The organism is Streptomyces sp. NPDC051662, assembly GCF_040681655.1.
Lineage (GTDB): Bacteria > Actinomycetota > Actinomycetes > Streptomycetales > Streptomycetaceae > Streptomyces.
On record NZ_JBFAZD010000003.1, the window covers coordinates 262,439 to 280,716 of the forward strand.

19 protein-coding genes are annotated in these 18,278 nt (G+C 72.6%); 5 read left to right on the forward strand and 14 right to left on the reverse strand.

All coding sequences use genetic code 11. The annotated features are described in order from the left end of the window. Positions 1 to 54 precede the first annotated feature (54 nt). Both AB0M67_RS06680 and AB0M67_RS06685 read left to right on the forward strand, forming a co-directional pair. Positions 55 to 729, forward strand: coding sequence for a hypothetical protein (locus AB0M67_RS06680; protein ID WP_365743337.1), 675 nt, complete (start codon positions 55 to 57; stop codon positions 727 to 729). Positions 730 to 972: 243 nt separating this feature from the next. Next, positions 973 to 1,596 (forward strand): sigma-70 family RNA polymerase sigma factor, encoded by a 624-nt coding sequence (locus tag AB0M67_RS06685; RefSeq protein ID WP_365743339.1) that lies wholly within the window; start codon positions 973 to 975, stop codon positions 1,594 to 1,596. A 24-nt stretch (positions 1,597 to 1,620) separates the two neighbouring features. On the opposite strand, the gene AB0M67_RS06690 is transcribed toward AB0M67_RS06685, so the two are convergent. The 4 genes from AB0M67_RS06690 to AB0M67_RS06705 are packed head-to-tail and all read right to left on the reverse strand — an operon-like array spanning position 1,621 to position 5,966. Next, entirely contained in the window at positions 1,621 to 2,949 is a 1,329-nt protein-coding gene (locus AB0M67_RS06690) for an MFS transporter (protein ID WP_365743341.1), read from the reverse strand. Beyond that, entirely contained in the window at positions 2,936 to 4,168 is a 1,233-nt protein-coding gene (locus tag AB0M67_RS06695; RefSeq protein WP_365743343.1) for an ATP-grasp domain-containing protein, read from the reverse strand. Before AB0M67_RS06695 ends, AB0M67_RS06690 begins: the two co-directional genes overlap by 14 nt. Beyond that, positions 4,165 to 5,190: a pyridoxal-phosphate dependent enzyme gene (locus AB0M67_RS06700; protein WP_365743716.1), complete on the reverse strand. Its 1,026-nt coding sequence runs from the start codon at positions 5,188 to 5,190 to the stop codon at positions 4,165 to 4,167. The genes AB0M67_RS06695 and AB0M67_RS06700 overlap by 4 nt, the downstream gene beginning before the upstream one ends. A 35-nt stretch (positions 5,191 to 5,225) precedes the next feature. Continuing rightward, positions 5,226 to 5,966: a methyltransferase domain-containing protein gene (locus AB0M67_RS06705; protein ID WP_365743345.1), complete on the reverse strand. Its 741-nt coding sequence runs from the start codon at positions 5,964 to 5,966 to the stop codon at positions 5,226 to 5,228. A 127-nt stretch (positions 5,967 to 6,093) separates the two neighbouring features. Here AB0M67_RS06705 and AB0M67_RS06710 point away from each other — a divergent pair, with 127 nt between their 5' ends. After that, entirely contained in the window at positions 6,094 to 6,411 is a 318-nt protein-coding gene (locus AB0M67_RS06710) for a DUF6191 domain-containing protein (RefSeq protein ID WP_249950476.1), read from the forward strand. Positions 6,412 to 6,449: 38 nt separating this feature from the next. On the opposite strand, the gene AB0M67_RS06715 is transcribed toward AB0M67_RS06710, so the two are convergent. The 10 genes from AB0M67_RS06715 to AB0M67_RS06760 all read right to left on the reverse strand — a co-directional run bounded on the left by AB0M67_RS06715 (position 6,450) and on the right by AB0M67_RS06760 (position 15,654). Next, positions 6,450 to 7,139, reverse strand: coding sequence for an NAD(P)-binding domain-containing protein (locus tag AB0M67_RS06715; RefSeq protein ID WP_365743347.1), 690 nt, complete (start codon positions 7,137 to 7,139; stop codon positions 6,450 to 6,452). A 79-nt stretch (positions 7,140 to 7,218) separates the two neighbouring features. After that, positions 7,219 to 8,430: an exo-alpha-sialidase gene (locus AB0M67_RS06720; protein WP_365743718.1), complete on the reverse strand. Its 1,212-nt coding sequence runs from the start codon at positions 8,428 to 8,430 to the stop codon at positions 7,219 to 7,221. A gap of 2 nt (positions 8,431 to 8,432) precedes the next feature. Beyond that, positions 8,433 to 8,777 carry an aldolase/citrate lyase family protein gene (locus AB0M67_RS06725; RefSeq protein ID WP_365743349.1) on the reverse strand — a complete coding sequence of 115 codons (345 nt, stop codon included), beginning with the start codon at positions 8,775 to 8,777 and terminating at the stop codon, positions 8,433 to 8,435. Continuing rightward, positions 8,774 to 9,229 carry an aldolase/citrate lyase family protein gene (locus tag AB0M67_RS06730; protein ID WP_365743351.1) on the reverse strand — a complete coding sequence of 152 codons (456 nt, stop codon included), beginning with the start codon at positions 9,227 to 9,229 and terminating at the stop codon, positions 8,774 to 8,776. The genes AB0M67_RS06725 and AB0M67_RS06730 overlap by 4 nt, the downstream gene beginning before the upstream one ends. 106 nt (positions 9,230 to 9,335) lie before the next feature. After that, a complete protein-coding gene (locus tag AB0M67_RS06735; protein ID WP_365743354.1) occupies positions 9,336 to 10,319 on the reverse strand; it encodes an aldo/keto reductase in 984 nt (327 codons plus the stop codon). After that, positions 10,316 to 11,227, reverse strand: coding sequence for an ABC transporter ATP-binding protein (locus tag AB0M67_RS06740; protein WP_365743356.1), 912 nt, complete (start codon positions 11,225 to 11,227; stop codon positions 10,316 to 10,318). The genes AB0M67_RS06735 and AB0M67_RS06740 overlap by 4 nt, the downstream gene beginning before the upstream one ends. Continuing rightward, on the reverse strand, positions 11,224 to 12,099 hold the full coding sequence (locus AB0M67_RS06745; RefSeq protein WP_365743358.1) for an ABC transporter ATP-binding protein: 876 nt from the start codon (positions 12,097 to 12,099) through the stop codon (positions 11,224 to 11,226). Before AB0M67_RS06745 ends, AB0M67_RS06740 begins: the two co-directional genes overlap by 4 nt. A gap of 3 nt (positions 12,100 to 12,102) precedes the next feature. Then, positions 12,103 to 13,095: an ABC transporter permease gene (locus tag AB0M67_RS06750; RefSeq protein WP_365743360.1), complete on the reverse strand. Its 993-nt coding sequence runs from the start codon at positions 13,093 to 13,095 to the stop codon at positions 12,103 to 12,105. 3 nt (positions 13,096 to 13,098) lie between these two features. Continuing rightward, the gene (locus AB0M67_RS06755) at positions 13,099 to 14,028 is read right to left on the reverse strand and encodes an ABC transporter permease (RefSeq protein ID WP_365743362.1); all 930 of its coding nucleotides are present in this window, start codon (positions 14,026 to 14,028) and stop codon (positions 13,099 to 13,101) included. A 3-nt stretch (positions 14,029 to 14,031) separates the two neighbouring features. Next, positions 14,032 to 15,654 carry an ABC transporter substrate-binding protein gene (locus AB0M67_RS06760; RefSeq protein ID WP_365743364.1) on the reverse strand — a complete coding sequence of 541 codons (1,623 nt, stop codon included), beginning with the start codon at positions 15,652 to 15,654 and terminating at the stop codon, positions 14,032 to 14,034. 230 nt (positions 15,655 to 15,884) lie between these two features. Between AB0M67_RS06760 and AB0M67_RS06765 the strand changes: the two genes are divergently transcribed. Both AB0M67_RS06765 and pdxA read left to right on the forward strand, forming a co-directional pair. After that, a complete protein-coding gene (locus tag AB0M67_RS06765) occupies positions 15,885 to 17,180 on the forward strand; it encodes a four-carbon acid sugar kinase family protein (protein WP_365743365.1) in 1,296 nt (431 codons plus the stop codon). Further along, positions 17,177 to 18,235, forward strand: coding sequence for a 4-hydroxythreonine-4-phosphate dehydrogenase PdxA (gene pdxA, locus AB0M67_RS06770; protein WP_365743368.1), 1,059 nt, complete (start codon positions 17,177 to 17,179; stop codon positions 18,233 to 18,235). Before AB0M67_RS06765 ends, pdxA begins: the two co-directional genes overlap by 4 nt. Positions 18,236 to 18,278: the final 43 nt, after the last annotated feature.

Here is an 18,278-nt window from a genome sequence, read left to right on the forward strand (position 1 = left end):
TCCGGATCACAAGCTCTTTTCCTCGACTCGGCTCCGGGTGGCACGATGTCGGCCATGGGAGCCGGGCCCGCATTCCGCCTCACACGTGCCGCGACCTTCGCGGTCGTGTGTGTAGCGGTGTCCGGTCTCGGCCACGCGTTGCGCTCCGAAGCCCCCTTGCCCCGGCCCGCGTTGGCCCTCGCCCTGGTGTTGGCGGGCGGCGCGGGATGGTGGCTGGCCGGACGGGAACGCGGGCTCCCGGCCATCGCCGGGGCGAGCGCCGTCGGGCAGCTGATCCTGCACACCCTGTTCAGCTGGACCCATATGCTCCCGCCGCCCGCCGGGACGGCGCCCGCCATCGGCGTTCCGGGCGAGGGCGGTTCCGGTACGGCGATGGCGCACGGCCACTCCGGGATGAGTGAGGCGCCGCCGGATGTCATCGCCCAGGTCCTGGCCTACGACGGCCATTCCCTGACGTCGGGCATGGCGGTGGCCCACTTCGTCGCGGGGCTGCTGTGCGGCTGGTGGCTGTGGCGCGGTGAGGCGGCGGTCCTCCAACTGGGCCGCACACTCACGCTGTTCGTCGCCGCTCCCCTGCTGCTCGCCTGGCGGGTGCTGACCGGCGGCGTATTCGCCCCGCCCCGCACACGGATCCGGACCCCGGGCAGGCCGCGGCGCGGGCCGCGCCCGCTCGTCCTCCTGCGCGGTATCACCCGCCGGGGTCCGCCCGTCCTTCCGTCCCTCCGCTGACCCTTCGTCCGTCCCCGCTGTGCCGCGCGCGGCCGAGGGTCTTCTCAGGCACGTATGCGTGCCTGTTCACAGGCATGCCGGTCGCCCTGCCGCGGGGGACCGGCCACCGATGGAGCCGCGCGGACCCCCGCGTCCGGCGTGGCCCCGCGAGGACACGAAGGATCACCCGCCATGTGCCCTGCTCCGACGATGAATCCCGCCGCCCGCGGCACGAGACCGGCCGCTTCCCCTACTTCCCCCGCCATGTCCCGCGCCCTGGAGGGCGGCTCACCGGGCGTCGGATCCGCGCACCGCGATCCCCAGATCACCGCCTGGGCGCTGGCCGCGGGCACCGGCGACCGTGAGGCCGCCGAGCGGTTCGTGCACGCGACGTACGACGACGTACGCCGGTTCGTCGCGCATCTCAGCGCCGATGTGCCCGGGGCCGACGATCTGGCCCAGGAGACCTATCTACGGGCCCTGACGAGCCTGGCGAAGTTCGCCGGCCGCTCCTGCGCGCGCACCTGGCTGCTGTCGATAGCGCGGTGTGTGGTCATCGACCGCTACCGCGGCGCCGCCGCCAGGCCCCGGCTCGCCGACACCACCGACTGGCAGTACGCCGCCGAGCGTGTCCAGCCGCGCCATCTGCCCGGGTTCGACGAGGGCGTCGCGGTGTTCGACGCGCTGGGCGCGCTGGAGCCGTCGCGGCGGCAGGCGTTCGTACTGACCCAGGTGCTGGGGCTCTCCTACGCGGAGGCCGCCGACGCCGCCGGCTGCCCCGTCGGTACGGTGCGCTCACGCGTGGCGCGGGCGCGCCGGGACCTCACCGCCGTATGGCTGGCGGACCGTGACCCGGGGCTGCTGCCCGTTCGCACGGCGTCCCGGTAACGGACGGCCCGGTCCGCGCCGTCCTCACGCTCGGGTACGGCGCGGACCTCCGCCGTCCGCCGTCCGCTTCTCCGGCCGGGTGCGGGAGCCGTCGTACCGGCGGCGCACCGCACCGGCCAGCGGGACCAGCAGTACCGGCAGGACCAGAGCCTGGAGCGCGACCGCGAACCAGAAGCCGCGCGCCGTTCCCATATCCTCGGCCGCCCCGTACAACTGACCGCCCGCCACCCCGCTGGCGAACGCGCCGATCCCCGCCGCCAGCCGCTGCCGGCCGAACACCACGGCGGGCGCGGCCGACGAGCGGGCCAGCGCCTCCAGATCGTTCTTGAGGAAGAGCACGATCTCTCCCAGGCAGATCAACGCGGCCCCCACGCCGATCCCCGCCCGCCCACCGGCACCGATGACCGCCGTCCCGGCGGCCATCGCGCCGAAGCCCACCCGCATCGCACGCCGGTAGGAGAGCCCGGCGATCCACTCCGACAGCAGCGGCTGGGCGATCACCAGCAGACAGGCGTACCCCATCAGCACCCCGCCGTAGAACGACGCCGATGTGCGGGGGACCGCGTAGAGCGCCAGATAGTGCTGGAAGAACATGAAGACGTACACGCTCAGTACGGTCACCACGAACGGCAGACCGCCCCGGTCAGGACCCCCGGCCGGGGCGGCGTGATCCTCGTCCGTCCGCCGACCGCCCGCGGCGGGGCCGGCGGACGCGGCCGGCAGCAGCGCGTGCCCGAGCCCGACCACCGCGAACAGCACGGTGACACCGGCGAACAGGGCGCCGGGCGAGGTCAGTACGAAGGGCGCCGCGGCCGGCGGGCCCAGCGCGATCCCCGCGTTGAACGCCGAACCGCTGGCGGACAGCAGCCGGGGCCGCTCCGCCTCCGCCGCCCCCTCCACCAGATACGCCTTGTTCGCGGGGAGATACAGCGCCGCCCCGCACGACACCAGGAACAGCGCGCCGATCGCGGCCCACGGACTGTGGAGCCCCGGCACGAACGCGGCGAACCCTGCCGTACGCACGCCCAGCGCCACCAGCATGGTGGCCCGCAGCCCGATCCGCCTCGCCAGGGCGCCGCCCGCCACACCACCGGAGAACTGCACCAGCGAGGCGACGGCGAGCACGAACCCGACCGTGCCGAGTCCGAGCCCCAGCCGCTGGTGCAGCAGCACCGACATGTACGGCAGTACGGCGAAGCTGCCCAGGGTGATCAGGAACGAGCAGACCAGCAGGAACGACCGCGGACCGCCCGGCCGCCATCTCCCGGCGACACGCTCGTGCCCGACTCCGGCCCCGCCGCCGCCCTTCCCGCCGCCGCCCCGGCGTGTCGGCCCGCGCTCAGTGCCCGCCATCGGCCACCAGGACGGGGCGCACGCGCGCGGCGGCGCTCGCGGCCCGGTGCAGTGCCAGCTCGGCGGTGGCCGCCTCGGCCAGCACCATCCCGGTGCAGCCGCGTTGGTCGGCCACGGTATGGATCTCGTCCCCCGGCGCCCTGACCGGATACCAGCGCACCGCCCCCGGATAGGCGTCCAGCTCATCGAGCCCCCGCCAGCCCGCGAGCGTCCCCGGCCGGTCCGGATAGACGAGCACGAAACCGCAGGCGGCGCCTGAGTGGTCGAGTGGCTCATCCATGAGCCGGGGACGGCGCCCGAGCGCGTCCTCGATCATCGCCTCGTACACATTCGTCCGCAGCGACCGGCACAGCGCCTCCCCGACGAGGGCGCCGCCGATCCTCCGGTTGATCTCGACCAGTTCGGGGCCCTGTCCGGTGAGGATGAACTCCACATGGGCGAAGCCGCTGTCATGCCCCGCCGTCCGCAGCACACGGCCCACCCAGGTCTCGATCTCACCCCGCTCGGCCGGGGGCAGCGCGACGGGAAAGGCGGCGGCCTCCTCCCGTACGGCGATGTCCCGCGAGGTCTGCCGGCTGAGCACCCCCAGCAGCCGGGTCTCCCCGGCCCAGCTCAGCGTCTCCGCGCTGTAGAGCGGCCCGGCGAGGAAGGATTCCGCGAACAGCCCCCCGGTAAGGGCCTGTTGGGCTGCCTCGCCGAGCGCGGCGCGCAGCTCCTCCGCGTCCCTGACCACCCAGACGTTACGGGAGGAGGTGCCCGCGGAATCCTTGAGGACGAGCGGTGGCGTGAGCGTACGAAGCACCTCGCCCGCGCTCTCCGGATCCGGCGCCACCGGTACGGCGGGGCTCTTGCTCAGCCCGTGGCGGTGCAGCAGTTCGCGTACCCGTGACTTGTCGCGGAGCAGCCGCACCGCCTCGGGATCGGGCCCCGGCAGGCCGAATTCGGCCGCGAGACCGGCGGCCGGGACACTCCAGGTGTCCGTGGTGTTGATCAGACCGGCCAGCCCCGGCAGGGACGCCAGCACCCGCCGGGTCTCGGTCAGGTCGAAGGTGTCGACCTGGACGACCGACAGCGGCGCGTCGTCCGGCAGTGACTCCAGCTCGTGCCAGTACACGGACAGGTCGTGGGTGAGCAGGGTCAGCCCGTGCCCGGCACCGGCCGCCGCGGCGGCCATCCGGGCCAGTCCGAACGACAGCGACTCCAGCGCGGCGATGGTCACAACGCGTCCCCTTCCGAACCGACTTCGGCCCCCACGGGCTCCTTGTGCGGGCGCCGTGCCCACTCCATCACCGACCACGGCGGTCCGAGGTCGTCGAGGGCGTGGATCCTGCGCGGCCGGAGCGTACGCCGGTCCAGGGCCTCGGCGTGCCGGGCGAACACCCGCTCCACATACCGGTGTCCGGTGTCCGCGCCGATGACGAGATGCTGTCTCCCGGGATCGCGCTCCGCCTCCCACGAGGCGACCAGATGGGCGGCGCCCGTCGACAGCCCGGCGAAGACGGCGTGTTCGCGCAGCAGCCCCACCGCGCCCGCCATGGCATGCCGGAAGTCCACCCAGTGCATCGTGTCGTACAGCTCATGCCGGACATTGCCGAACGGGATCGAGCTGCCGATGCCCGCGATGATCGCCTCCGGATCGCTGAAGCGCTCGCTGCCGAACGTCACACTCCCGAAGGGCTGGATGCCCACCAGCCGCACCGCGCGCCCGGGGCCGTGCCCCGGTTCCCGCAGCGCCCGGACCAGACCGCCGGTGGAGGCTCCGGTGCCGACGGCGCCGACGACGGTCAGTGAACGGTCCGGCAGCGCCGCCGTCACCAGCTCGGCGAACTCCCGGTAGCCCGCGTAGTGCACCGCGTCGTGGTACTGCCGCATCCAGTGGAAGTCCGGCCTGCGGGCCAGCAGTTCCCGTACATGCCGCACCCGTCGTTCCTGGTCGAGCCGCAGACTCTCCGACGGGGGCATCTGGTCGACCGTGGCGCCCAGCACCTCCAGCTGCGCCCGCATCGCTGCGTCGACCGTGGTGGACGCCACGATGTGACACCGCAGTCCGTACCGGTGGCAGGCCATCGCGAGCGCCAGTGCGTAGATTCCGCTGGAACTGTCGATCAGCGTCTGTCCTGGCACGATACGGCCGCGCCGCAGCAGTGTGCGGACCGCGCCGAGCGCCGCGTAGACCTTCATCGTCTCGAAGCGCGCGAGTACCACATTGGGGCTCAGCCGGATCAGGTCCGGGGCCTTCATCGCGTCGGTGACGTGCTCATGTACGCGTACATCCGTCACTTCCGTACCCCCCTGACGATCAGCCGGCGGGAGTGCTGGTCATAGACACCGCCGTCGAAGTCCCCGAAGCACTCGACCTCCGTGAACCCGGCCGCCACGAAGAGATCGTGCAACTCGGCGGCGCTGTAGAGGAAAGAGGTGAGCGACGCCGTACGGGCCGAGGTGCCGCGTACCAGCGTCCAGTCGGTGCGCAGCCGGCGCCAGCTGTCGAGCACCACATCGCGCTGCACCACATAGGAGCCGTCGGGCAGATCCACGGCCTGGGGCCGCCCGATCCAGCCGGCCAGCACCTCCTTGCCCATCACATCCACCACGAGCCGGCCGCCGGGGGCGAGGGATTCGCGGGCGTTGCGCAGGACCCGCAGATTGTCATCGGGATCGTCGAAGTAGCCGAAGGAGGTGAAGACGTTCAGTACGGCGTCGAAGGAGCCCGGCTCCACATGGTCGAGCATGTCGGCCCGTACCAGCCGGACGTCCGCGCCGGCCTCCGCGCAGGCGGCCCGTGCCCGTTCCAGCATGGAAGGACTGAGATCGACACCGGTGACCGTGTAGCCGCGCCGCGCCAGCGGCACCAGGAACAGCCCGGGGCCACAGCACAGATCGAGCACCCGGGATCCGGGCGGGAAGTCGAGAAGCGGTGAACTCGCCACGATGCCGGCGGCCTGCTCGGCGCGGCCGGGGGAGAACATCGTGGGCGCGAAGTCGGACCAGAGGGAGTCGTCCTCGTACCACTGCAAACCGGCTGTCCTCCTCCGGAGCCTCCACGGCCCCTGACATGAGCGCTGGTACTCGCTTTCGTGTCAGTAGTCGGCCCTCGCGCCCGGCTGGTTCCCGGCGATCGCGGGGGGCCCGCACAATAGGGCGATGGAGACAGTGGTGTTCATGACGCTCCCCGGGCTGGTCATCGTGCTGACCTTGGTGGCCTTCATCGACCAGTTGCTGCTGCGCGCGGGGCGCGCGGGCCTGCTGCCCTGGCGCAACAGTGCGCGGCAGGGACAGATCTCGGCCACCGGGTTCGAGCAGCTGCACGCGAGTTTCTCGCCGGGCAAGCAGAACGAACTGAAGGAGCGGCAGTCCGCGCTGCTGCTCAGGGACGACGAGGAGGACGGCGCCCCGCCGCACAGGACCACGGTGGATCTGGACGGCGGGACGGCGGTCATACGGATGCCGGACGCGCGGTAACGGACCCCGGCCGGTATCCCCGGCCGGGGATACCGGGATCAGCCGCGGGTCGCGGCGGCCAGGGCCGTGCGGAGCGTCGCGGCGTCCGCGCTCCTGCCCGGGTCGTCGGCAATGGCGAGACCCTGCGGGTCCTGCGCGTACGGAACGCCATACGCCGGTGTGCCGGGCTGGAAGCGCCAGCTGTCGGCGAGCGTCCCCACATCGACGGCGTCGAACCCGAGAAGATCGAGCAGCCGGGTCGCGGACGCCTTCGCCTCGGGGTCGTCACCGGCGATCGGAAGGGCCGTGCGGTCGGCCGCGCCCGTGGGCCGGGTGAGTGCGGCCAGATGCAGGAAGAAGATGTTGTTGAACGCCTTGACGACGTGGGCGTCGGGCAGATGCCGCTGGAGGAGTTCGCTGCTGGTGGTCTCCTCCGCGTCCAGCTCGGCGATCTGCCCGTCGCGCTCCTGGCCGTAGTTGTTCGTGTCGAGAACGACCTTCCCCGCCAGCGGCGCCACCGGCACCTGGCGGTAGTTCTTCAGCGGGACGGTCACCACGACCCAGTCCCCGGCCGCCGCCGCCTCGGCGGGGGTCGCGGCCCGTGCCCGCGGTCCCAGCTCCGCCACCAGTTCGGCCAGGGTCTCGGGCCCGCGTGAATTACTGAGGACCACATCCAGCCCGGCGGCTACGCCGAGCCGCGCGAGGGTGCTGCCGATGCGTCCACTGCCGATCAGTCCGAGAGTGCTCATGCTGATCCCAGCCGGACAGCCGGCCGCGGTATTCCCGCCCGCGCGCGACCGGCCCCGATTGGCCCTGTTCGGCCCAGCCTCAGTCGCTCGTGTTTTCCCCCGCTGTCCAGGCGGGGCTCAGACGCAGATACTTGATGACGCGACGATGGTGTGTGAAGGCGATGTGCAGCGTTCCGTCGGGGGACCGGGCGACGGACGGATAGGACAGTTCGCGGTTGAGGCCGTCCCGGGAGTTGTTGGTGAGGCAGTAGCCGTCGCCCGTCTCCAGATCGTGGCGCACCGGCCAGGAACGGCCGCCGTCCGACGAGAAGGAGAGGGAGAGCGGGGCGCGCGGAGCGCCCCAGAAGGCGGCGCTGTCCGGAGGCGGCGGCGCGGTGTCGGTTCTTCCCGTGTCCCCCGGGAGCGCGGTGTCGCTCACACCGTCGTCGTCGATCTCGTCGTACAGCGACACCCGCCGTTCGGTGGCATCGGCGGCGCTGCTGTGGTTGTGCACGAGGGCGAGCCGGCCGTCGTCCAGCGGGACATACTGGAGCGAGGAGTTGTTGTTGGGGACGGGCAGCGGCTCCGGTGCCGTCCAGGTCTCCCCGTCCTCCGACCGGCAGCGGTACACATGATCCGCCCGCCGGCTGCGGAACAGCGCGAGCGCAGAACCGTCCGGCAGTGTGTGGATGTTCATGTGCACCAGCCCCGTGGAGCCGGGCACCGGCCGTTCGTCCCAGGTCGCGCCCGCGTCATCGCTGACCATGACCGAGCTGGTGTCCCGGCCGCCCGACCAGCGCTCGCCCGGTGTGCTGACACAGCGGAACACCGGTAGCAGCCAGCGCCCCGACGGCAGTATGGCGACCGGCTGCCGTACGAAGACCCCGCCCCCGGACGTGGCGGGGAACAGGACCCGCGAGGGGCCCCAGGTCACGCCGTTGTCCCGGCTGATCCGCCGTCGTACCTCCGCCGTGTCCTGGTGGCCCGCCCGCTGCGCGGTGTGCAGCAGCCACAGCTCGCCCGAGGGCGTCGGGAACAGTACGGGGTTCTGCTCGGAGCGGGTGGCGTCGTCGGAGAGCCGGACGGGCGCGGACCAGCCGGCGGCCTCCGGGGTGAGCCGGGAGAACCAGACGGAGATGTCCGCGACGCCCTCCTGCGTACCGGCGAACCAGACGCAGCCCAGATCCCCGCCGGGCAGCACGGTCAGATTCGCGGCGTGGTTCTGCGCGGCGGGCGCGGCCAACGAGGCTTCGGTACGGCCCGGTTCGCCGGGATGCGGGCGCAGGACACCGTCGGCGACCGGGTTCGTCATGGTCACCGGGCCTCGTCGGTGCCACGGGCGGCGGCGAGGTGGCTGCCCGCGATCTGTTCCAGATGCGTCAGATCGCTGGAGACGGTGGCGAAGGTGAAGCCCTCCGCCAGCCGCCGGGCCGCACTGGCGCCGTCCGCGTTGTGGATACCGGCGGCGATTCCGGCGGCGGCCGCCGTCTCGCGTACGGTGACGAGCGCGGCCTCGAACCGGTCGGCGACGGCGGGATCGGTGGAGGTGGCGCCACCGAGGGCGATCCGCAGATCGGAAGGGCCGACGTAGACACCGTCGAGTCCGTCGGTCGCGCAGATCTCCGCGACATTGGCGAGGCCGTCGGCCGTCTCGATCATCGCGAGGACGACGGTCTGCTCATGCGCGTCGCCGGGTCGGGCCCGATCCGCAGTCCGGAGCGCATCGGGCCGTAGGAGCGGCGGCCGAGCGGTGGGTAGCGTACGGCGGCCACCGCGTCGGCGGCGTCCTGGGCGGTGTCGACGAGCGGGACGATGACCCCGGCCGCCCCCGCGTCCAGCGCGCGGCCGATCGGCGCCGGGGCATTGGCCTCGGTGCGCACCAGACCGACGGCGGTGCTCCCCTTGGTGTCGATGGCGGTGAGGGAGGCGAGCAGCCCCGCGTACTCGATCAGGCCGTGCTGGGCGTCCAGCGCCACATAGTCGTAGCCGAGGCGGGCGATGCGCTCGGTGGAGACGGGGGAGTCGAGGACGGACCAGTAGCCGATGAGCTGTTCGCGGGCGCGCAGGGCGGTGGCGAAGGCGGCGGGCGTACCGGACGGGGGGCGGGTCATGGAAGTCCCTTCGAGGTGGGGCGGGATGGCCGGCACAACAGTGGGCCGGGTCTGGGGTGCGGGGGCCGGGCCGGGCCGGGGTCAGGGGCGGGGGTCAGGGGCCGGGTCAGCGGTTGTACGCGGGCATCGGGCCGCGCAGCCGGGCGCCGACCTCGTCGCAGGCGGCGCTCACCCCGGCGGGCAGCGGACCCGCCTGCGCGGCGGCGATATTGGCCCGCAGCTGCTCGGTGCGTGAGCCGCCGAGCAGCAGCGCGTCGGTGGAGGGCCGGTCGAGCAGCCAGCGCAGCGCCAGTTCGGTGAGCGGGATCCCGGCCTCCTCGGCGATCCCGGCGAGCTGGCCGACCGCGGCGAACAGCCGCTCGTCCCAGTAGCGCTGCCGGTACATCGCGGCGAGCCTGGAGTCACCGAACCGGCCCGATTCCGGGGTCTCGCCGAAAATGTGACGCCCCGTCAGAAGGCCGCCGCCGAGCGGGTTGTAGACCATGGTGCGCAGCCCTGTGACGGCCGCCGCGTACTCGACGTACTCCTCCTCCAGCCGGCGCGCCAGCAGATTGTGCAGCTGCTGGGCGATCGCGGGGCGCGGTGCCCCCACCTCGTCCGCCGTGCGGACGAGTTCGGCGATCTGCCAGGCCGCGTGGTTCGAGACCCCCAGCGCGAGGATCTTTCCCTCGGCGACGAACTCGGCGACGGCCGCGAGGGTTTCCCCGAGCGGAGTGGCGCGGTCCGGCTGGTGCAGATAGAAGAGATCGACCCGGTCGGTGCCCAGCCGCTTGAGGCTGCCCTCCAGCGCGGCGCGCAGTCCGGCGGCGGAGAGCGGGGCGTGTTCGCCCTGGTCGGGGTGGGGGATCCCGGCCTTGGTGGCCAGCACGATGCGGTCGCGACGGCCCGGCAGCAGTCCGGCGAGGATACGTTCGCTCTCGCCGCCCGCGTAGCCGTTGGCGGTGTCGACACCGGTGATGCCCGCGTCGAGCGCGGTGTCGAGCATGGCGGCGGCGCCCGCGCGGTCGACGGTGTCGCCGAAGGTCATGGTGCCCAGGACGAGCCGGGACAGCGGGACGGGGAGCTGTGGCAGGGGGATGCCGGTGGTCACGGGCGGGTGCCTTCCGATGCGTGGGTGGCTGGGTGGCCGACTGTCCGGGTGGCTGGGCCAGTCGTGCCGCCGCCGGCCGCGGCACTGAGCAGCCCGCGGGGCTTCACGCCCCGGATCGCCGTGGGGTCGAGGGCGGCACGGCGCAGCGCCCGGGTGTAGGGCTCGGCCGGTGAGGCGAGTACGGAGCCGGTCGGGCCACTCTCGACGATCCGGCCCGCGTTCATCACCAGCACATCGGTGCTGATCTCACGCACCACCCCGAGGTTGTGCGCGATGACGAGATAGGCGATACCGGTCTCGGCCTGGAGTTCGCGCAGCAGTTCCAGCACCTGCGCCTGTACGGAGACATCGAGTGCGGAGGTCGCCTCGTCGCACACCAGCAGTTCCGGCCGGGACGCGAGTGCGCGGGCGATCCCGATGCGCTGGCGCTGGCCACCGGAGAACTCGGGTGGCCGGCGGTGCAGGGCGGTGGCCGGCAGTCCGACGCGGTCGATCAGCTCGGCCGCGCGCCGCGCGCGCTCCGTCCTGTCGCCGACGCCCGAGAGGCGCAGTGGCTCGGCCACGATCTGCTGGGCGGTCAGATGCGGGTCGAGCGAACCGTACGGATCCTGGAAGACCATCTGCACGCGCCGCCGCAGCGGGCGCAGCCGCCGCTCGGGCAGCCCGGCGATATCCGTACCGTCGAGGACGATCCGGCCCGAGGCGGGCTTCAGCAGCCGGACGAGAGCGCGGGCGAGGGTGGACTTGCCGCACCCCGACTCGCCGACGACCGCGAGTGAGGCGCCGCGCTCCAGCTGGAAGCTCACCCGGTCGACCGCCCGGAACGGTCCCCGCGCGGTGGCGTAGTCGACCACGAGGTCCTCGACGCTCAGAAACGGACCGGCGCCGGTGGTCCGCGCGGGAGTCATGTCCGTGCTCCCCGCGTCGAGGCCGGCGCGAGGGAGTCCTCGTCCCAGGCACCGAGCCGGGGCACGGCGGCGAGCAGATCGCGGGTGTACGGCGCGGCCGGCCGGTCCACGATCTGCGCGGCGGATCCCGACTCCACGAATCTGCCCTCCCTCATGACATGGATACGGTCGGAGACGACCCGGGCCACCCCCAGATCATGCGTGATCATCAGCATCCCGAGGGACTCCTGTTCCTGTAGTTCCATCAGCAGATCGAGAACGCTCGCCTGCACCGTGGCGTCCAGCGCGGAGGTGGGCTCGTCGGCGATCAGCAGCTCCGGTTCCCCGGCGAGCGCGACGGCGATCAGCATGCGTTGCAGCATGCCGCCGGAGAACTGGTGCGGATACGCCTTCCAGCGCGTCTCCGGCCTCGGGATACGGACCTGGGCCAGCAGATCCGTGCCCCGCTCCCTGATCGCGGCGCGGGACAGTCCGGGGTGCCGCAGCCGCAGCGCGTCGCCGAGCTGCCGGCCGATCGTATGGACCGGGCTGAGGGCCGTCATCGGGTCCTGCGGGATCAGCGACACGGTGCGTCCGCGTACCTCACGGGCCGCGTTCGGGTCGGCGAGGACATCCCGCCCGGCGATCCGGACGCTTCCCGACAGCACCGCCAGCCCCTCGGGCAGCAGCCGCAGCACGCCCATGGCGGTGGTGGACTTGCCGGATCCGGACTCCCCGATGAGTGTCACGGTCTCGCCCACGCCGACGGTGAAGCTCACCCCGTCCACGGCGCGGACCACCCCGTGCGTGGTGATGAGCTCGACCCGCAGGTCCTCGACGTCCAGCAGGGGAACCCCCTCCGGGGGAACGTCTGTCAGCGGCACATCCGTCATGGCTCAGGCTCCCTTCTTGACGTGCCCGGCGCGCGTGCCACGCGGCACCCGCGCGCCGCGCGGCGCCTTCGTCGTGGGCGTACGGTCGCGCAGCCCGTCGCCGAGCAGGTTGACCCCGACCACCAGCAGGGCGATGACCAGACCCGGCAGGGTGACCAGCCACCAGGAGGTGGTGATGTAGTCCTGGCCGTCGGAGATGATCCGGCCCCAGGTCGCGAACGGCCGCTGCGGCCCCGCGCCGAGGAAGCTCAGCGCGCTCTCCAGCAGGACGGCCTGGGCGAGCAGCAGCAGGACCACGAGGCTCGCCGGACGGATGACATTGGGGATGACATGCCGGCCGAGGACCGACCAGCCGCGCAGTCCCAGGACCCGGGCGGCGGCGACATACGGTTTCTCCCGTTCCACCAGGACGAGGGAGCGGGTGAGCCGCGCGACCTCGGGCCACTGCGCGACCGCGATCACACAGGTGATGACGGTGACGGACGGACCGAACAGGGCGACCACGAGCAGCAGCATCATCAACAGGGGCAGCGCGAGCTGGGCCTCCAGCAGCCGGGAGACGACCGCGTCGACCCAGCCGCCGAAGAATCCGGCCGCGGAGCCCGCCGCGATACCGATCAGTCCCGAGACGAGGACGGCGAGGACGCCGACCGTCAGCGACACCTGTCCGCCGTGCAGCACTCGGGAGAGCAGATCGCGGCCGAGCTGGTCGGTGCCGAACAGATGCCCGTCACTGAGCGGGGGCAGCCGGCGCCGGGACAGATCCTGTACGTCGGCGCCGGGCAGCGGCAGCAGACCCGCGAGCGCGACGGGCAGCACCACGAGCGCGGTGCAGACGGCCCCCGTCCACAGTTTGAACCGGGCGCCGCGCCGCTGCCGGGTGGCGGTGGCTCGGGCGAGATCGCGGGCGGTGGCGGCGCTCGGCCGGGCGCCGGGGGGTACCGCGCCGGCGGGCGGGGCGCCCGGGGAAGCGGCGGTACGCGGGGCGGTGGTCATGTCTCAGGCCGCCTTTCCGAGGCGCACCCGCGGATCGAGCAGCGGGTAGGCGAGGTCGACGAGGAGTTGGACGAGGATCGCGAGGGTCGCGGTGACCAGCACGGTGGCCTGGATCAGCGGATAGTCCCGGGTCTCCAGCGCACGGACGACGAGCGAGCCGACGCCGGGCCAGCCGAAGACGACCTCGACCACGACCACGCCGTTGAGGAGCGCCGCGAACCGCGTACCGATGGCGGTGAGCAGGGGCACCCCCGAGTTGGCGAGGGCGTAGCGCCAGGTGAGGGTGCGCTCGGAGAAGCCGCGCGAGCGGGCGACGGTGAGATACGGGGAGTTGAGCGCCGTGGTCATCTCGCGTCGTACCAGCCGTGAGATCAGGGCGAGTTGCAGGATGGCCACGGTGACCGTCGGCAGGACGAGACCGCTCCAGGAGGTGAATCCGGAGGCGGGCAGCACGGGAAGGAGCACCGCGAAAACGGTCAGCAGCATCACGCCGGTCCAGAAGTCCGGCATGGACTGCCCGGTGATCGTGAGCACATTGGCGCCCAGCTCACGCTTCGAGTCGGCGCGGCGCGCCATCCACACACCCAGGGGTACGGCCACCACGGCGGTGACGGTGATCGCGGAGACGGCCAGCGTGATGGTGTACGGCATCCGGTCGAGGACCACATCGAGGGCCGGGGCGTGGAAGGAGTAGCTGGTGCCGAGGTCTCCGGAGAGCAGATCGCGCAGGAAGATGCCGTACTGCGTGAGCAGCGGCTGGTCCAGGCCGAACTGGGCGCGGATACGGGCGAGATCGGCGGTGGTGGCGGTGGGGCCCGCGTAGGCGGCGGCCGGGTCGCCGGGGGCGAGACGTACCAGCAGGAAGACGGTGGTCAGGGTGAGGAAGACGGTCAGCAGGCTCTGGCCGAGCCGTTTGGCGAGATACGTCGGCACGGCTCAGCCCTCCAGCCGTACGGCGGACAGGTCATAGGAGTTGATCGGGAGCAGCGACATTCCCCGGACGCGGGTCCTGCGGGCGAGGAGCGTCTTGGGCGCGAAGGCCCACAGGCTGGGCCACGTCTCCCAGATGGCCTGCTGCACCGTGGCCAGCCGCTTGGTGCGCTCGGCGTCGTCCACCTCGGTGGAGGCGGCGGTGAGCTGCCGCTCCACGCGCGGGATCACGTACCCCATGAAGGCGTCGCGGGTACGTTCCTTCGCCGCCGTGCCCCCGTACATGCCCTGGAGTGTGGTGAGAGCCTGGCCGGTGGGGCTGCCGTAGCCGTTGCCGATGACATCCCAGTCGCCGGCCCGGCCCTGACGCCAGGTGAGGATGTCGCCGCCCGGCTCGAACTGCTGGAGCGAGGCGCGTACACCGACCGCCTTGAGCATGTCCAGGACGGCTTCCATCACGGAGGTGTCGGCGGCGAACTCCCCCGACTCCCAGATGATTCTGATCCGCAGATCCGTCGCGCCCAGCGACCTCAGCAGCGCGCGTGCCTTGCCGGGGTCGTACACGTACGAGCCGGTGCGTACCGCGCCTTCGAGGGCGAGCGGCACCACACCAGCGGCCTCCTCGGCGGAGCCGTTGAGCACATCGTCGACCAGGGCGTCGCCGTCGATGGCGTAGGTCAGCGCGCGCCGCACCCGGGGATCGGCGAGCGGAGTGCCCTCGGGCTTGCGGAAGTTGTAGAAGAGCTGGCACATCCGGACGCCCGAGGTCTCCTCGACCTGGACGCCCGGCAGGCCGGTGAGCTGCTCGGCGGAGTCCGGGGTGAGTGTGTCGACGACATCGAGTTCACCGCTGCGCAGCGCGACGACCCGGCTGGACTCCTCAGGGACGAACCGGACCCGTACGGTCTCGATCCGCGGCCGGGCGCCCCAGTATCCGGGATTACGGCCGAGCGTGTACTCGCCGGCGCCCGCGTTGGCCTTGAGGACGCGGTACGGGCCGGAGCCGAGACCGGTCCGCAGCTCCTCGGGCCGGTTCTCGGCGGCGGGGGTGATGTGGATGCTGGCCATCAGCCGGTCGAGCACCGGCACGGGCTCGTGGGTGTGCAGCAGGAAGGTGCGGGGGCCGGTCTTCTCGACGGTGGGCAGCTCGGGGAAGAGACCGAGCAGGAAGGAACCGTTGACCTTTCCGTACATCCGCAGAGCCGTGGCGACGTCCTCGACGGTGACGGGGCTGCCGTCGGAGTAGCACACACCGTCGCGCAGCCGCACGGTCCAGGCGGTGGGCCCGGTCATCTCGAACCGGTCGGCGAGGATCAGCCGCGGCTTCATCCCGGGCCCGATGCGGGTGAGCGCCTGGCGTACCGCGCGCTGCACGGTGACCGCGGCGTCGAACTGGTTGAGCTTGTTGTCCAGGCTCACCAGGGAGCGGTTCAGACCGAGGGTGAGGGTGCCGGGGCCGGGGGCCCCGGTCGGGCCCGCGCAGGCGGCCAGCGGGCCGAGAGCCACGCCCGCGCCACCGGCGGCGCCCCAGCGCAGCAGGGTGCGGCGGCCGAAGCTCTCACGTGCGGGCTCGGGCGAGGACTCACGCGGGGGAGCGTCGGGAGGAACGCTCTGAGGAGTAGGGGTCATCGTCGACCTTCTCGGGTGCTGGGAAGCGACCGGCTCAAGCTGTCGGTGCCGGGTCCGGCGGACGCCGGGGCGTGGTTCCCGGGGTCCGGTCTGTCCGGCGGTGACAGGTGTCGCGCCGCACAAGGTGGCACGATTGCGTGTTTCGCGCAAGAGGTCTCGCGCACTTCGCGCAACGTATGTCATCATCGACCACCGAGGCAGCCTGTCCGGGCCGCCCGGAGGAGGTATCCGTGGTCAGCAACCCCCGAGGCGGGCGTGAACCGTGCCGCGTACTCGCCCTCGCGGACGATCTGTCCGGCGCCGCCGAGACGGCGGCGGCGCTGCGCCTCCCCGGCCGGATCGACCTGGGTCCGGCGCCCGTGACCCTCCCCGCCCCGGGGGAGGCGCTGGTGCTCGATCTCGACACCCGCCAACTCCCCGCCGACGAGGCCGCCCGTATCGTGCGCGAGGCCGTGCGCGGCGCCGCCGCCGGCACCGTACTCATCAAGAAGACGGACTCCCTGCTGCGCGGCAACCTCGCCGCCGAGGCCGCCGCCTACGCGGAGGACGCGGACGGACTCGTGATCGCCCCCGCCCTGCCGGTGGCGGGGCGCACCGTCCGCGACGGCGTTGTCCGGCTGCGCGGCACCCCGCTGCACGCCACCGACGCCTGGCGCGCCGAGTCGCTGCCCGCACCGACCTCGGTGGCCGCCGCCCTCGGCGGCCTGCGGACGGCCGTCGTACCGCTCGACGCCGTACGCGCCTCCCGCCGGGAACTCACCGGCCGGCTCCGCGACCTCGTGTCCGCCGGGCTGCGCCCCGTCTGCGACGCCGAGACGGACGCGGACCTCGACGCGGTGATCGCCGCCGCGCTTCCCCTCGGACCGGACGTACGGCTCATGGGAACCGGCGGACTCGCCGCCGCGCTCGGCCGGGTGCTCGGCGGCGCTGACATCCCGTCACCGCGCGGCCCCCTCCTGCCGCATCGGCCGCTGCTCGTCGTGGTCGGCACCGCGGAACCCACCGCCGTTGCGCAGATCGCGCAACTCACCGCGGTCGGGGCCCGGCACATCGCACTTCCGGCCGCTCTTCTCGCCGAGGCCGGCCCGCCGCTGTCCTTTCCCGTCGACGCGCACGGTATGACGGTCATCAGCGTCGACAACTCGCACGGCATCCTCGCCGGTTCGGCCCGACGCGTGGTGGCGGGGCTCGCCCGTGCCGTCGCCGCCGTGCCCCACCCCGCCGATCTCGTCCTCACCGGGGGCGAGACCGCGCGGCGTGTCCTGGACGCGCTCGGTGTCACCCGGCTCCACCCGGTGGGACAGATCCACCACGGAGCGGTGCACTGCCATACCGACGACGGCCGCCACGTCGTCACCCGCCCCGGAAGCTATGGCGACACCGGGTCCCTGCTGCGGATCGCCCGCGCCCTGCGGCCGGTTCACCCCATCGTTCCGGGCGATCACCCCGCTGTTTCGGGCGGGGTGTCCGCCGCGCCCGTCCCCCCACCGTCCGTGTCATCCGCACCACAAGGAGAAGTCCAGTGAACGCAGCCCCGACGACCGCCCCCGCGGAGGCCACCGTGCGGACGGAGACGGCCGCCGCGCCGCTCCCGATCATCGCGGTCACCATGGGAGACGGCGCCGGCATCGGCCCCGAGGTGATCGTCCCCGCGCTGCTCCACGCCGACACCGCGCGCCGCTGCCGCCCCGTCGTCATCGGCGACGCCGAACGCCTGCGCCAGGCGGCCCGGATCCTCGGTGTCACCTGCGAGATCGTCCCCGTCGAGACCCCGGCCGACGCCGTGTTCGGCCCCGGCCGTATCCATGTCATCGATCTCGGACTGCTCCCCGCCGATCTGCCCTGGGGACAGCTGTCCGCCGTCGCGGGCGACGCCGCGTACCAGTACGTACGGGTCGCCGCCGAACTCGCCCTGCGCGGTGACGTCCAGGGCATCTGTACCGCCCCGCTCAACAAGGAGGCCCTGCACGCGGGCGGCCATCTCTACCCCGGACACACCGAACTCCTCGCTCATCTCACCGGGGTCGAGGAGGTGTCGATGATGCTGTCCACCCCCAAGGTGAAGGTCATTCATGTCACCACCCATATCGGGCTGATCGACGCCGTACGCCGGATCGAACCCGGACTCGTCGAGCGGACCGTGCGCCGCGGCCACGAGGCGATGGTGCGGGCCGGTGTCGCGAAGCCCGTCATCGGGGTGTGCGGCATCAACCCGCACGCGGGCGAGAACGGTCTGTTCGGCTACGGCGAGGAGGAGGAGAAGATCGTCCCCGCCATCGAGGTGCTGCGCGCCGACGGCATCGACGCCGTGGGACCGCTCCCCGCCGACACCGCCTTCTTCCTCGCCTCGCGCGGCGACTACGACCTGATCGTCGCCATGTACCACGACCAGGGCCACGGCCCCGTCAAGGTCATGGGCATCGAAGCCGGCGTCAACCTCACCGTGGGACTGCCGGTCATCCGCACCTCCGTCGACCACGGCACCGCCTTCGACATCGCGGGTACGGGCCGGGCGGAGGCCGGTAGCATGGTCGAGGCGCTGCGCCAGGCCGCCGAGATGTCCACCACTCCGGCCCGTTGACCCCCGATCGTCCCTACCGGAGGACAGAAGACCGGAGGACTGA